This window comes from Ruegeria sp. BK1 (genome assembly GCF_056535645.1).
On record NZ_JBQFIS010000002.1, the window covers coordinates 370,715 to 384,596 of the forward strand.

The window sequence follows — 13,882 nt, forward strand, 5'->3', positions numbered from 1 at the left end:
CTGATCGGTTCTTCGGAAGGATAGCCAAAGTCGCGCGCGCTTTCTCGGCGTTCTTCGCTTTTATCCCTGTCAATATTGATGATTTGTGCTAATTTTTGGCATTAAAATAGAGGAAAACGTTAATGTTCGACCCGGATAGTATCGACAAACGCATACTGGCGGAACTACGGCGCGATGGGCGCCTTGCCATAAGTGATCTTGCCGAAATTGTTGGGCTTTCACCGACGCCCTGCGCCCGCCGGGTCAGAAAGCTTGAGCAGGCCGGGATTATTCGCGGGTATCACGCAGACATCTCGCCGGAAAATCTTGGGAAACAAATCTGTGTGCTGATTTCAGTGAAACTGGCGAAACACAACCCAGACGGCCATGCGGTTTTTCAACAAACTGTAAAACAGAGTTCCGAGGTCTCGGAATGCCTGATGGTGACCGGTGCGGCGGATTATATCCTGAAAGCCTGGTTTCCGGATATCGAGGACCTGCGTCTGTTCATTACCACCACGGTTCAAAACCTTCCCGAAGTTGCCGAGACCTCGACAATGTTGGTTGTGGGGCAAACCGATACCGGATTCGAGATGATGTGATCTATGTGATTGCGCCCTGCAAAACAGTGTCAGCCTACGCGCAAAATGTCACAAGGACGGCAAGGTCAACGCGATCCCTGGGAAGGCGATCAGCAGCACCACAAGCAATAGCGAGCAGAAAATGAACGGGAAGGCCGAGGTATAGATCTCGCGCATCGTAGTGCCTGGCGGGGCGACGCCTTTCATCACGAACAGCAGCAGCCCAAAGGGCGGCGTCGTAAAACTGATTTCCAGCGACAACAACATGATCAGGCCGAACCAAATCGGATCGAACCCGAGCGTTTGGGCCAGCGGGAAAAAGATCGGTACCGTCAGCAGCATGATCGAGATTTGCTCCATGAACATGCCCAGCAGCAGTAGGACGGCGAACATCACCGTCAGCATCGCCAGAGGGGCCAGATCGAACGCAATCGCCCAATTGACCAGCCCTCGGGACGCGCCGGAAAAGGCCAAGAGCTGACTGAACGTCGCCGAACCAAAGACGATCAGGTAAGCCATCAGCGTTACTTTGAGCGCGCCAATGACGGACTTCTTCATCGCCTCCCATGTCAGGCAGCGAAAAACGGCAGCGAGGATCAGTACCCCCAATGCCCCGAAAGCCGCCGCCTCGGACGGGGTGACAAAGCCTTTGATCATTAGAACGATGATCACGACCATGACGCCGACCATCGGAACCACCTCGGTCATCAGCAATTTCAGGCGGCACCCCATCGACATCGGTTCGACGTCATAAGCCGGTGCGGCGGTCGGGTCGATCCGGGTCTGCAGCCAGATCGTTCCGATATAGAACCCGGCCAGGATCAGGCCGGGAATGACACCCGCGATCAGCAACGCAGCGACGTCGATCTGCGCCAGCGTGGCCAGCAGAACCGCAAGCGCCGAGGGTGGGATGATGATCGCAAGGCCGCCCGTGCCCAAAATGGGGCCGATGCTCATGTGCGATTTGTAACCACGCCGCTTCATCTCGGGCACCATCAGCGACCCCAGCAGCGCGGTGGACCCCATCGACGACCCGGACAAAGTAGAAAAGGCCGTTCCCCCCAGAACAGTCACATAGCTGAGCCGCCCGGGCAATCGGCCAAGCAGCTTGTCGATTGCGTTGAACATTCGCCCACCAAGGCCGGTGTGAAAGAAAATCTCACCCATCAGCAGAAACAGCGGGATGGGCATCAGGGCGTATTTCGTCAACGCCCCCAGCCCGTTGTTGAGCAGCTGTGTCACCCCGCGCTCGCCGCCCATGAATACCCACGCCCCCAGAATATTCGCGGCCAGAAAGGCCAGCGCAACCGGCATTCCGATGGCCATCAGGAACACGATCGAGCCCAACAGCAGGGCAAGGGCCTCGTACCATTCCATTATTCATGTATCCCTGCTTCGCCGCTGTGCATCAGGTTAGGGCCAAACACAAAGCGTGAAAATTCAATCGCCATCAGCCCAAAGGACAGAGGAAAGGCGATGGTCAGCATCCAGCGGGGGAAGTAGTAGGCGCGCGTATCATAGTCCCCGCGTTCGATATTAGTCAGAACCAGATCGCCCCCCTGCCACGCAAGGATCAGGCAGACCAGCACGCAGGCAGCTGCGACCGAACGGCTGACGATCCGGCGCAGGTGCAATGGCAGAGCAGCCGTAACCAGCTCGATATGTACATGGCCCTTTTCGCGCACCAGCCAGGGAGCGCCCAGCATCGTCATATACAACAGCCCGTATTCGGCCGAGGTGAACAGCCACGCAAAAGGCTGAAGCCCTGCATTGCGCATCAGCACCGAGGTAATAACAGACAGCATAAGCCAGACCAGCAACAGCCCCGCCAGAATGGCCATGCCAAAAAGCACCGCATCATAGGCCTTTTTCATGGTCATGCCTGCATTGCCCCGAATTCCGGTCAGGCCCGCAGGGTTTCCGCGGGCCTGTCCTTGGTCTTAGTTTGCTGCGTCGAGATCGTAGAACAACTCGATCAGGCGATCATAGTTGTCGGTTCCACCCGGCTGTTCTGCCATAAGGCCATTCATCCGCTCCCACGTTTTTTCGCGCGCAGCGGCAAGGTAGTTCGCCTTGGCTTCACCTTCCAAGCTGACTACGGTCATGCCTGCAGCATCCAGTGCGGCGAAATCATCATCCCGTTTGCTGCGCAGGGCTTCGACGCTGGCTTTCTCATGCTGGATCGCCACGTCTTGAAGGATAGTCTTGGCCTCATCCGACAGCGAGTTCCAGCGCTCCAGATTCACAATGACGCCCAGATCGGTCGAGAAGAAACAGGGCTCGATCCGGTAGTTCAAAAATTCGTTCCATTTCAGGTCGATCAGACCGATCTGGGTCCAGCCGGTCGCGTCCACGACACCGCGTTGCAGGGCTGAATAGACCTCACCCGTTGGCAAGTCGATTACCTGCGCGCCCAGATAGTTGGTGAAGAACGCATTATACACGTTGTTGCCGCGCAGCTTTAGCCCTTCGACCTCAAGATTGCCATCGGCGTCAAAGCTGGGCTCATTCCGGGTCCAGAGGTTGTAGCAAACACCACTGTCGAACCAGCCGAGATACTTCAGACCCATTTTTTCCTGATGAATCTGATCGATCAGCTCTATCCCGCCATTCTGGCGGGTCTCAATCGCGGTCAGGTTTGAGGCTACCATCGCGTCTTTTTCAGGCAGCGCACCGCCGTAAAAAGAGCCCGGCGTATAAACCATATCGACAATGCCATCGCGCACCGCGTCAGGTTGCTGGAACATGCCGATGGCCTCGGGGCCACCGCGCACGTCAATCTGAATGACACCTTCACCCGCATCGTTCACTTTATTAACAAAATCCAGAAAGCTCTGGGTGTAGATCAGAGTTTCAGGAAAGGCGTGCACGGCAGAGATTGTTTCTTCCGCTTTGGCTGCTCCGGCAACCATCACGGCTCCGGCGAACAGGCCAGCCAATGAGTTCAGTTTCATGAGTCTTCCTCCACATGTTGTTGGGGCAGTTTTCTGAATGCGCCCCTTGTTTTCCTGGCCTTTTGGCCTGTTGCGTCGTCTTTGCGCGACGTGGCTTATTCGCAAAGTGCAGGCCATGCCCAAGGCGCGGTCTGACTGCGGTGGTGTCGGTGAGCACGGATTGTCTGCGCGTGCTGTTGGGTCAGGTCAATGTCATCCCAGCCATTGATCAGCTTGACGCGCCATCCTTCGTCCAGTTCAAATTTCTCAGTGCGGCCTTCCAAAGTGAACCGGCCTTCGGGCAGGTCAACCGAAAGCTCTGCGGGCGCGTCTGTCAGTGTCTGAATAAGGCGTTCGTGCGTCGAATTGCTTACCCGTGCGGGTAGTAAACCGTTGTTGATTGCATTATTGGCGAAGATGTCGCCAAAGCTGGGCGCAATGACGGCGCGTATCCCAGCATCGACCAGAGCGTATACCGCTGCCTCGCGGGATGAACCGCTACCGAAATTCTGACCTGCCACCAGAATACTGATGTCTTCATGCCGATTGAGCGGGAAGTCCGGGTGCAATTCTTCATCAGCGTTGCGCCGCATATCGTGCAACAGGTACCCTCCGTACCCATCGCTACGCGGAACCGACATGAACCGCGCTGGGATCAGTTGATCGGTGTCGATATTGTCAACAGCCAACGCCAGGGCCCGACCCGTATGCTTGCTCCACCCGGCCATCACGCAGCCCTGCCCTGCAAAAATGGTCGAACATCCGTGATCGTACCTGTCACAGCAGCTGCAGCCACCATTGCCGGAGACATCAGATGCGTACGCGCACCGCGCCCCTGCCGGCCGCGAAAGTTACGGTTGGTCGACGAGGCGCAGCGCTTGCCTTCACCGACCAGATCGCCGTTCATTCCGACACACATGGAACAGCCGGATGCGGCCCATTCCAATCCGGCATCTATGAAAACACGGTCCAGCCCTTCCGCTTCGGCCTGTGCTTTGACACGCGCAGATCCCGGCGAGACCAAACCCGGCACTTTCGCACCGCGTCCGGACAAGACCAACGCGGCCTCTCGCAGGTCTTCGATGCGGCCATTTGTACAGGATCCGATAAACACCTGATCTACAGGGATGCCGTCCAGCGCGCGCCCCGCTGCCAATCCCATATAGTCCAGCGCATCGCGGGCGGCATTTGCCTTAGCAGGGTCCATCACGTCCGGATTCGGGATCGATGCTGATACAGGTAGTGCCTGTTCCGGACTTGTGCCCCATGTCACGGTCGGAGCAATGCCGGACGCATCCAGCGCAACGTCGCTGTTGAATACCGCACCTTCATCAGTGGTCAGCTTTTGCCACGTCCGGCAGGCCGCCTCAAAATACGGGCCGTCCGGCGCATGATCGCGATTTTCGAGATAGGCAAACGTCACCTCGTCAGGGGCCACCATGCCGAAACGCGCGCCTCCTTCGATGGACAGATTGCACAGGGTCATGCGACCCTCCATGGACAAGTCCCGAACCGTCTGTCCCGCATATTCCACTGCGTGACCTTGCGCACCACCTGTGCCCAGCATCGCAATCCAGTTCAGCGCGATATCCTTGGCCGAGACACCCGGACCCAGTTGACCATTCAATGTAATCCTCATCGCCTTGGGCTTGCGTTGCCAGACGGTTTGCGTCGCAAGAACATGCGCAACCTCGGTCGCGCCGATCCCGAAAGCCAAAGCCCCAAAGGCACCGTGCGTAGATGTATGGCTGTCTCCGCAATTGATCAGCAGACCTGGCAGTGTCAGCCCAAGTTCCGGCCCGACCACATGCACGATACCCTGTGTCGGATCATCCAGATCGAAAATCCGCAGATTGTGCCGGGCAGCGTTGTTGCGCAACGTCTGGATCATGCGGGCAATCTTTGGATCAGAAATCCGGCCGCGATCGCGCGTCGGCGCATAGTGATCGACAACCGCAAAGGTCAGATCCGGTTCGGCCACGTGCAATCCGCGCTCTGCCAACTTGGCAAAGGCATGGTGCGAGCCTTCATGTACAAGATGCCGGTCCACCCACAGCAGCGACACGCCATCATCGCGCCGCAGCACCTCATGCGAGGCCCATAGCTTGTCGAGCATTGTACGCGGGGCGGTCATTCCTCGGCCTCGCTGCGGCCAATGGCAGGTTCCCAATGACGTGCTGACCCGGTTCCAACTCGCGCCAGAGGCATCTCAAGGCGGAACATGTCAGGCCGGTAAAGACCAGAAAGGTATTCGACCCCATTGCCTTCGACATCCCGCACAATCCGTTTCAACGATAGCAGCGCCGAGCCAACCGCGACGCCCAAAGCCTCGGCCACGTCGGGGCCCGCAAGCGTTGCCGACACCGTCTGGTGCGCTTCTTCGATCTGCACACCACCCCGTTCCAACAGCTTGAACAACGGCGTCGTGGCCAGATCGCTTTCCGAATAATTCCGGGCAATTTCGGCAGGAACATATGTTGTCAGGTGAGAAAACGGCACTTCGTCTGTCAGGCGGACCCGCGTAGCAATCTGCACCTGCCGGTCGTCCTGAAGACCCATGGCTGTCGCCACCGCCTCGGGCGCTTTCCCATAGGAAAACGACAAGAGCCGGGCCGTCGTGCTTTGGCCCATTTCCACAAGCTGCGGCATCAAGGTGTTGAAGTCCATCGCCGCCCGCGCCCCATGCGGCGACCGGCCCGATACCCGTGTGCCACTGCCCGCGTGCCGTTCGATCAGGCCGTTGCCTGCCAGCGCCTCAAGCGCACGCCGGATGGTTACGCGGGACACGCCGAACTTCTCAGCCAGACGCTGTTCGCCCGGCAGGGTCTCCCCTGCCGACAACTGCCCCTCGGTGATCTGATCGCGCAGAGACAGGTAGACGCGCTGCGCCTTGGTTCCGTCCGGAAGATTGGCCGCTTTGATCTGGTTCACCCGATGATTCCCCTTTCCCAGCATTGGCAATCGTAAGAGGGACACTTCGAAAATCAAGCTTTAGTATTATGGGTCTTTCAAAAATAGTCTTACCATTGATGGCAAAGCTGTATTACAAATAATACCAATTGTGAGGGGTAAACGGCGTGCCAATTGTCGAGCTACATGTGATAGAAGGCTACAGCACCAAGGAAAAACAACGACTTGGCCAAGCATTGACTGACGCAGTGCGATTCGTCGTGCCTGCTCCGCCTGATCTCGTCACGGTGCTTATCCATGACCTCCCACCTGAAGACTATTACCGGGGTGGCCAGACCAGACAGCCCGCGCCAGCGAAGGATGACCCCGAAAAGATCGTCCGGGCTTTTCTGGCGGAGATGAGTGAACGCGCGTTCGACAAAGCGAAGACCCGACTGGCACCGGGTTTCGTGATGCACTTCCCCGGAGCACAACCGATGCACGACTTGTCCGAGTTGATGGACTGGGCGGCACCGCGCTATCGCAGCATCGCCAAGAGCTATGAAGGCTTCGACGCAATGCAAGGCGTAAGCGACGCCGCGATTGTCTATTGCCGGGGCACCTTGTCCGGGCAATGGCCCGATGGGACCCCTTTCGAAGGCATCCGCTTTATCGACCGGTTCGAGGTCGTCGACAATCTGATCACGCAGCAGGATGTCTGGAACGACATCGCAGAAACAAGGGCACAGGCATGAGCGAGATTGACCCGATCACTCTTTCGGTTCTGGCAGGTCGCATGGAACAAATCGCGGATGAGATGGACGCAACACTGTTCCGCGCGGCCTTTAACCCCATCATTGCCGAGGCGCATGACGCCAGCCACGGGCTTTACTCGGCCACAACTGGTGACACGTTGGTTCAGGGAAAATCGGGCCTGCCGATTTTTGTAGGCGTGATGTCTTTCGCGGTGAAGGCGGTGATCGAAAAGGCCGCCGCCGATGGTGATCTGGAAGATGGCGACATTTATATTTTCAACGACGCGCATATCGGCGGCACGCATCTGTCGGACATGCGATTGGTGCGGCCCTATTTTCGCGATGGTCAGCTATTTTGCTATCTCGCCTCGGTCGGGCACTGGCATGACGTCGGCGGTGCGGTTCCCGGAAACTACAACCCCGCCGCAACGGACGTATTTCAGGAAGCGTTCGTTCTGCCGCCCGTCAAACTGGCGCGGAAGGGCGAGGTCAATCAGGACATCATTGACATCCTGCTGCGCAACACCCGCCTGCCCCAATCCGCCATGGGCGATCTGAACGGCCAGTTGGGGGCGCTTGATTTGGGCGTACGCCGGATGGATGAGCTACTGGACGAGTACGGCGCGGACACCGTGTCAGCCGCGCTGGATGCGCTCGGCCACCGGGCCGAGGCACTAATGCGGGCCGAATTGCAGGACCTGCCTGATGGCCGGTGGGTGGCCGAGGACTTCCTCGATAATGACGGCATCACGGACACGCCCCTGCGCATCTACATGGCTCTTGAGATATCGGGCGACCGGATGGTTCTGGATTTCAGCGGCTCCTCGCCGCAATGTGCAGGGCCGGTAAATATCGCTCTGCCGACGACTGTCGCAACGGCCTATGTCGCCATCAAGCATGTCTTCCCATCCCTGCCCGCCAATGCCGGGGTGATGCGGCCCATCGAGGTCATTGTGCCCGATGACAGTCTGCTTTCGGCCAAGTTCCCGGCCCCGACCGGCGGATATACTGAAACCATCTTACGAATGATCGACGTGGTCTTTTCCGCCTTCGCCAAGGCCGCGCCGGACCGGGTGGTGGCCAATGCCTATGGCACGATCAACGCTCTGTCGATTGCGGGCAAACGGTCGAACGGGCAGCCTTGGGTAATGTTCAGCTTTTACGGGGGTGGGCACGGCGGCTCGATCGAAAGCGACGGGTTGAATCACGGCAATGCGCCAATTTCCACCGCCACGATCCCGCCGATGGAAATCCTTGAAGCCGCTTATCCCGTTATGTTCCGGCAATGGGCCCTGCGCCCGGACAGCGCCGGGGCCGGGGCGCATCGCGGCGGTCTTGGGGCTGTCTATGAAATCGAAGTGTTGGAAGAAAACGGGGCCGAGGCATTTTTGTTCGGAGAACGCGGACGTTTTGCGCCCAAGGGGATCGTCGAAGGTCAGGATGGCGCGATGAACGTCTTCACTTACGAACAGGATGATGGTTGGAAAGCGCCGCCTTTGGTGTCGAAAATGCGAGGGATCAAGTTGCGCCAAGGGCAAGCCGTCCGGTTGGAAACCCCCGGTGGCGGGGGATATGGTGCCACGAAACGCCGTGCGCCGGAAGACATCGCCAAAGACGTTTCTCGCGGTTTAGTCAGCCCCGATCAGGCGGATCAGGCCTATGGTTCCGCCTGGCGGGAGGTGGTGCAATGACCGGACATATGATTGGCGTCGATGTTGGCGGTACCTTCACGGATGTCTTCGTGTTGAACGAAGAAGATGGCACCGCAACCGTCGCCAAGGTGCCCACCACCCGACCGGATCAGTCCAGTGGTTTCCTAGACGGGATCGGACGCGAGGTATCAGATCTGTCCGAAATTGCAGTGGTCGTGCATGGCACCACCGCGGGCACGAACGCCTTGTTGGAGCGCAAGGGCGCAAAAACCGGCGTGATCTGCACCCACGGCCTGCGTGACGTGCTGGAAATGCGCCGCCGCGACCGCCCCCGCACATGGGGCCTGCGCGGTGATTTCGAACCCGTCGTGGATCGGCGCGACCGGCTGGAAGTGCCCGAGCGCACCTTAGCCAACGGCAGCATCCGCACCCCGGTCGATCTGGACGCCGTGCGCGCGGCGGCCAATCAACTGCGCGATCAGGGATGCGAGGCCGTCGCGATCTTGTTCGCCAACGCCTATGCCAACCCCGAAAACGAGACCGCCGCCGTGGCAGCGGTGCGCGACATCTGGCCTAACCCGCATGTTTCGGCCTCATCCGAAATCCTGCCGGAAATCCGGGAATTCGAGCGGTTTTCGACCACCGCGCTGAACGCCTATCTTCAGCCCGAGGTTTCGGGTTACTTGAACCGGCTTGAGAACGCACTGCACTCGGGCGGGTTCGATGGTGAGTTCATGATCGTGCAATCCAACGGGGGTGTCATGGGCGTTGGTACCGCTTGCCAATTGCCGGTGCGCACCGCCCTGTCTGGCCCAGCCGCAGGGGTCATCGCAGCCGGTTACATCGCGCAATCGGCGGGGTTCGACAATGTTATCACCGGCGATATGGGCGGCACTAGTTTTGACGTCTCGCTGATTGCCGAAGGGCAGACGATGCTGTCGGCCCAGACTTCAATCGACTTTGGCATGGTCGTGCGCAACCCGATGATCGAGATCACGACCATCGGCGCAGGCGGCGGGTCAATTGCTTGGGTCGACAAGGGGGGGTTGCTGAATATCGGCCCGGAAAGTGCCGGTTCGAACCCCGGCCCGGTGGCCTATGGGCTGGGCAATGACCGCCCGACTGTGACCGACGCTAACGTGGTGCTGGGCCGGATCGACCCTGACAATCCCATTGGCGGCAAACTGGAAAGACTGGATGTCGAGGCGGCCCGTCAGGCGATTGACACTCATGTGGGTCAGCCACTTGACCTGTCCACGGTTGAGGCCGCCGAGGCCATCCTGCGTGTCGCCAATTCTCGCATGGCAGGCGCGATCCGACTGGTCAGTATCGAACGCGGGTTTGATCCCAAGCGGTTCGTCTTTATGCCCTTCGGCGGTGGTGGAGCACTGCATGCCGGGGCCATGCTGGCCGAGGTCGGCATCGCCCGCGCCATCGTTCCGCGCTATCCCGGCGTAACCTCGGCGATGGGCTGCGTGATTGCGGATATGCGGCAGGATTTCGTACAAACGATCAACACGCTGGTATCGCAGTTGGACAGCACCGCGATGGGGGCTTTCATGCAGGATCACGTCGATCAGGGTATGGCCTTGCTGGACGCCGCCCGAACCACGTTCGAGGCACGCGAAATCTCGTTCGAGCTCGACATGGCCTATGTGGGACAAACGCACACGGTACCGGTGCCGCTGACTGTCACCGTGTCGGACGGAAAGGTCAATCCGCCGGACAGCGCGGCCATAGAACAGGCTTTTGACGCGGCCTACAACGCCACCTATGGCAGACTTCTGAAAAACGGTATGCGCCGCATCCTGAACCTGCGCAGCGCGGTTACAGGCAAACGGCCCAAATTCGAACTGTCCACGCTGGCCCCTTCAACGCGAGGCTCGGTAGAACCAATGGCAACACGAAAGGTTCACTTTGCACAAAACTGGTACGACACGGCCATTTTTGACCGTCTGTCCCTGCCAGTCGGGGCTGTCATCAAGGGGCCTGCGATCCTGACGCAGCCCGACACCACCGTACTGATCGAACCGCATCTGCAAGGCCGCGTGGATGCCTATGGTAACACGATCATCGAACCGAAGGAGGCCGAGTGAATGAGCGATCCAATCACCTGGGACCCGCAAAAGACGGCCCTTCTGACCATCGACCTGCAAAATGACTTCCTGCTTCCCGAGGGCGCATACGGTCGCGCCGGGCAATCGGCCCCCGCCATTGCGGCTTTGCCCGACCGCATCGCGCCGTTGGCACGGCGGCTGCAAGAGGCCGGAGGGCGCTATTTCTCGGCCCAGTTCACGCTGGTGCCCGATCGCAACGGCGAGCCGCTGATCGCCCCACATCTAAAACAGCTGCGCCCCTTCCTGACCAAGGGCGATTTTGCGCCCGGAGGGTTCGGTCACGCACTGGTCGACGCGCTGCAACCTTGCGACTTCGTCATAGAAAAAGTCGCCTATTCTGCCTTCTACCAGACCCGGTTGGAATACCTGATGCGCGCCGTGGGGATCGAAAACCTGATCGTCGGGGGGATCGTTACCAACGGCGGCGTTGCCTCGACCCTGCGCGACGCGCATCTGCGCAATATCGAAACTGTGATACTGACCGACGGCTGTGCGGCCTTCCGGGATGAGGTTCACGAGGCCACGATCCTGTCACTGGGCACGGTCACACATCAACGCACCTGCGCCGAGGTCCTGAACTGGCTGGAGTGCGCAGAATGAACCTGAAATCCCGCCTGCAACAGCAAAAAATTCTTGTCGCACCTGGTGTCTATGACGGGCTGACCGCCTCGCTTGCCGAAAAGGCAGGGTTCGAGGCGCTGTATCTTAGCGGTGCTGCCGTGGCCTATACCCGGCTGGGACGTCCCGATATCGGCTTGTCCACTGCCTCGGAAATGGCCGACACCATGACCCTAATCGCGGATCGGGTTGGGCTGCCGGTTATCATCGACGCGGATACCGGCTTTGGCAACGCGCTAAACGCACAGCGCACCATGCGGCTTTACGAACGCGCCGGAGCCTCGGCCCTACAAGTTGAAGACCAGACCTATCCCAAACGCTGCGGGCACCTGTCGGACAAATCGCTGATCCCAGCGCAGGAGATGGCCGGAAAGATCGCCGCCATGGCCGATGCACGCGCCAGTGCCGATACGCTGATCATCGCGCGAACGGACGCTATCGCGGTCGAAGGCTTCTCCGCCGCGACCGACCGCGCCGAAACCTATCTTGAGGCAGGCGCAGATGTGCTGTTCATCGAGGCTCCGCAGAGCCGAGAGCAACTCACTGCCATTGCCGACCAATTCGCCCACCGTGTGCCCCTATTGGCGAACATGGTCGAGGGGGGCGCGACCCCCATTCTCGGGGCCAGCGATCTGGAGGAGCAGGGCTATTCCATCGTCATCTTCCCTGGCGGTATCGTGCGGGCGCTGGCCAAGACAGCACAGGCTTATTACCAAAGCCTTGCCGAAAACGGCTCCAACAAACCCTTTGCGGATCGCATGTTCGACTTCGGTGGCTTGAACGAAGTTATCGGAACCGCCGATATGCTGGAAGCCGGGGCGCGCTATGACGACCCCCAGAGTTGAAAGCGCCCTGCCCGACCAATTTGATCTGAAGACCGGCACTTTGATTGTCGGCGCTGGCGCTTGCGGCATGGTCGCGGCCCTGTCTGCCGCTGAACAGGCGCAAGATGTGTTAGTGATCGAGGCTGACCCGGTCCCCAGCGGTTCAACCGCCCTATCCGCGGGGTTGATCCCAGCTGCGGGCACCCGATTGCAACAGGCCGCGGGGATCACCGATTCTGCCGCGCTGTTTGCAAACGATATTCAGGCAAAAGCCCATCATCAGAACGATCAGGCACTGGTGGATCTGCTGGCAGGGACTGCCGCAGAGGTCATTGACTGGCTGACCGATCGGTACGGCCTACCCTTTTCGGTTGTGACGGATTTCGACTATCCCGGACATTCCCGCAGACGGATGCACGGCCTTCCGACCCGCTCGGGCGAGGAACTGATCAATGCCCTGCGCAGCGCCTGCGAAGACGCGGGTCTGGACATCATCTGCGACCGTCGCGCAACGGTGCTGTATCGAGACGACGACCAGATCCTCGGTATCGCTGTCACCGGCCCGGATGACCTCGTCGAAACCATCGAATGCGACCGTCTGATCCTTGCCTGCAACGGGTACGGCGGCAATCGCGAACTGGTCGCCCAACATATGCCCCAGATCGAACAAGCCTTGTGGTTCGGCCACAGCGGCAACCGGGGTGAGGCCGTTTTGTGGGGTGAAGCAATGGGGGCCGACTTGCAGAACCTCGGTGCCTTTCAGGGCCACGGCAATGTCGCCCATCCACATGGCTTCCTGATAACCTGGGCCGTCATCACCGAAGGTGGCGTCCAGGTGAACCGCGACGGCCAACGCTTCTGGAACGAGGCGCAGGGCTATTCCGAAGCCGCCCGTGCTGTGCTGTCTCAACCCGGTGGTGAAGCCTTTGCCATCTTCGACGAGCGCATCGCGGCGATAGCGCGCCAGTTTGAGGATTTCAAACAAGCCGAGGCAGTTGGGGCCATCCATTCGGCAAATTCAATTCAGGACCTCGCGACCCGCCTCGCCATGCCTGCTGACTCCCTGGCACAAACGCTGCGGGACATATCGGAAGGCGGTACAGACAGGTTTGGCCGCACTTTCAGTTCACCCCCTCTGACCCCGCCCTACAAGGGCGTACGTGTCACCGGTGCCTTGTTTCATACTCAAGGTGGTTTGAAGATCGACGCCTCAGCTCGGGTGCTTCGTGCAAATGGTGCTGCGATCCAGAACCTTTATGCTGGAGGAGGCGCCGCCTGCGGTGTCTCGGGTACGGGCGACAGCGGATATCTGTCAGGAAATGGCTTGCTGAGCGCGGTTGTTTTGGGGCGAATTGCTGGGCGACAGAACGGAGCCTTTCGTAGTCGCTAAAACTTCTAGGCCCGTCATTTTTGTCTGCGCGCAGCATCTTTGTCCGGAAAAGCGCGTGAAAACCTTGACAAACAGTAATCGCTGATCGGTTTTGGCAGCGCATCTTCTTGCTGGTCAAACCGCCCAAGGCAGCATCGCGCCAAG

The 13,882-nt window shown here is 59.3% G+C and carries 13 protein-coding genes; 7 read left to right on the top strand and 6 right to left on the bottom strand.

What is annotated here, in order from left to right; genetic code table 11:
* The first annotated feature begins 122 nt into the window (after positions 1 to 122).
* The gene (locus tag ACR3E7_RS20110) at positions 123 to 581 is read left to right on the top strand and encodes an Lrp/AsnC family transcriptional regulator (protein ID WP_170772119.1); all 459 of its coding nucleotides are present in this window, start codon (positions 123 to 125) and stop codon (positions 579 to 581) included.
* Between the two features lie 48 nt (positions 582 to 629).
* Here ACR3E7_RS20110 and ACR3E7_RS20115 read toward each other — a convergent pair whose 3' ends face one another.
* The 6 genes from ACR3E7_RS20115 to ACR3E7_RS20140 form a co-directional block, all read right to left on the bottom strand.
* A complete protein-coding gene (locus ACR3E7_RS20115) occupies positions 630 to 1,937 on the bottom strand; it encodes a TRAP transporter large permease (protein WP_480504581.1) in 1,308 nt (435 codons plus the stop codon).
* Positions 1,937 to 2,440 carry a TRAP transporter small permease gene (locus tag ACR3E7_RS20120; protein ID WP_170783473.1) on the bottom strand — a complete coding sequence of 168 codons (504 nt, stop codon included), beginning with the start codon at positions 2,438 to 2,440 and terminating at the stop codon, positions 1,937 to 1,939. The genes ACR3E7_RS20115 and ACR3E7_RS20120 overlap by 1 nt, the downstream gene beginning before the upstream one ends.
* Positions 2,441 to 2,500: 60 nt before the next feature.
* Positions 2,501 to 3,514, bottom strand: a complete 1,014-nt coding sequence (gene dctP, locus ACR3E7_RS20125; protein WP_480504579.1) for a TRAP transporter substrate-binding protein DctP — start codon at positions 3,512 to 3,514, stop codon at positions 2,501 to 2,503.
* 95 nt (positions 3,515 to 3,609) lie between these two features.
* Positions 3,610 to 4,221: a 3-isopropylmalate dehydratase small subunit gene (gene leuD / locus ACR3E7_RS20130; protein WP_170783471.1), complete on the bottom strand. Its 612-nt coding sequence runs from the start codon at positions 4,219 to 4,221 to the stop codon at positions 3,610 to 3,612.
* Positions 4,221 to 5,627 (bottom strand): 3-isopropylmalate dehydratase large subunit, encoded by a 1,407-nt coding sequence (leuC, locus tag ACR3E7_RS20135; protein ID WP_480504577.1) that lies wholly within the window; start codon positions 5,625 to 5,627, stop codon positions 4,221 to 4,223. Before leuC ends, leuD begins: the two co-directional genes overlap by 1 nt.
* Complete coding sequence (locus ACR3E7_RS20140) at positions 5,624 to 6,424, bottom strand: GntR family transcriptional regulator (RefSeq protein WP_331252403.1); 801 nt, start codon at positions 6,422 to 6,424, stop codon at positions 5,624 to 5,626. Before ACR3E7_RS20140 ends, leuC begins: the two co-directional genes overlap by 4 nt.
* A 146-nt stretch (positions 6,425 to 6,570) precedes the next feature.
* On the opposite strand from ACR3E7_RS20140, the gene ACR3E7_RS20145 reads away from it, so the two are divergent.
* From ACR3E7_RS20145 to ACR3E7_RS20170, 6 genes are read left to right on the top strand one after another with little or no spacing between them, the layout of a single operon-like run.
* The gene (locus ACR3E7_RS20145; protein ID WP_480504575.1) at positions 6,571 to 7,137 is read left to right on the top strand and encodes a tautomerase family protein; all 567 of its coding nucleotides are present in this window, start codon (positions 6,571 to 6,573) and stop codon (positions 7,135 to 7,137) included.
* Positions 7,134 to 8,828, top strand: coding sequence for a hydantoinase B/oxoprolinase family protein (locus tag ACR3E7_RS20150; RefSeq protein WP_480504573.1), 1,695 nt, complete (start codon positions 7,134 to 7,136; stop codon positions 8,826 to 8,828). The genes ACR3E7_RS20145 and ACR3E7_RS20150 overlap by 4 nt, the downstream gene beginning before the upstream one ends.
* Positions 8,825 to 10,885: a hydantoinase/oxoprolinase family protein gene (locus ACR3E7_RS20155; RefSeq protein WP_480504571.1), complete on the top strand. Its 2,061-nt coding sequence runs from the start codon at positions 8,825 to 8,827 to the stop codon at positions 10,883 to 10,885. Before ACR3E7_RS20150 ends, ACR3E7_RS20155 begins: the two co-directional genes overlap by 4 nt.
* Positions 10,886 to 11,506, top strand: coding sequence for a cysteine hydrolase family protein (locus tag ACR3E7_RS20160; RefSeq protein ID WP_480504569.1), 621 nt, complete (start codon positions 10,886 to 10,888; stop codon positions 11,504 to 11,506).
* The gene (locus ACR3E7_RS20165) at positions 11,503 to 12,369 is read left to right on the top strand and encodes an isocitrate lyase/PEP mutase family protein (RefSeq protein ID WP_480504567.1); all 867 of its coding nucleotides are present in this window, start codon (positions 11,503 to 11,505) and stop codon (positions 12,367 to 12,369) included. The genes ACR3E7_RS20160 and ACR3E7_RS20165 overlap by 4 nt, the downstream gene beginning before the upstream one ends.
* Positions 12,350 to 13,738, top strand: coding sequence for an FAD-dependent oxidoreductase (locus tag ACR3E7_RS20170; RefSeq protein ID WP_480504565.1), 1,389 nt, complete (start codon positions 12,350 to 12,352; stop codon positions 13,736 to 13,738). Before ACR3E7_RS20165 ends, ACR3E7_RS20170 begins: the two co-directional genes overlap by 20 nt.
* Positions 13,739 to 13,882: the final 144 nt, after the last annotated feature.

Coding starts and splice junctions, on each gene's coding strand:
- ACR3E7_RS20110 (WP_170772119.1), top strand. CDS start 123: ATGTTCGACCCGGATAGTATCGACAAACGCATACTGGCGGAACTACGG.
- ACR3E7_RS20115 (WP_480504581.1), bottom strand. CDS start 1,937: ATGGAATGGTACGAGGCCCTTGCCCTGCTGTTGGGCTCGATCGTGTTC.
- ACR3E7_RS20120 (WP_170783473.1), bottom strand. CDS start 2,440: ATGACCATGAAAAAGGCCTATGATGCGGTGCTTTTTGGCATGGCCATT.
- dctP (WP_480504579.1), bottom strand. CDS start 3,514: ATGAAACTGAACTCATTGGCTGGCCTGTTCGCCGGAGCCGTGATGGTT.
- leuD (WP_170783471.1), bottom strand. CDS start 4,221: ATGGCCGGGTGGAGCAAGCATACGGGTCGGGCCCTGGCGTTGGCTGTT.
- leuC (WP_480504577.1), bottom strand. CDS start 5,627: ATGACCGCCCCGCGTACAATGCTCGACAAGCTATGGGCCTCGCATGAG.
- ACR3E7_RS20150 (WP_480504573.1), top strand. CDS start 7,134: ATGAGCGAGATTGACCCGATCACTCTTTCGGTTCTGGCAGGTCGCATG.
- ACR3E7_RS20155 (WP_480504571.1), top strand. CDS start 8,825: ATGACCGGACATATGATTGGCGTCGATGTTGGCGGTACCTTCACGGAT.
- ACR3E7_RS20160 (WP_480504569.1), top strand. CDS start 10,886: ATGAGCGATCCAATCACCTGGGACCCGCAAAAGACGGCCCTTCTGACC.
- ACR3E7_RS20165 (WP_480504567.1), top strand. CDS start 11,503: ATGAACCTGAAATCCCGCCTGCAACAGCAAAAAATTCTTGTCGCACCT.
- ACR3E7_RS20170 (WP_480504565.1), top strand. CDS start 12,350: ATGACGACCCCCAGAGTTGAAAGCGCCCTGCCCGACCAATTTGATCTG.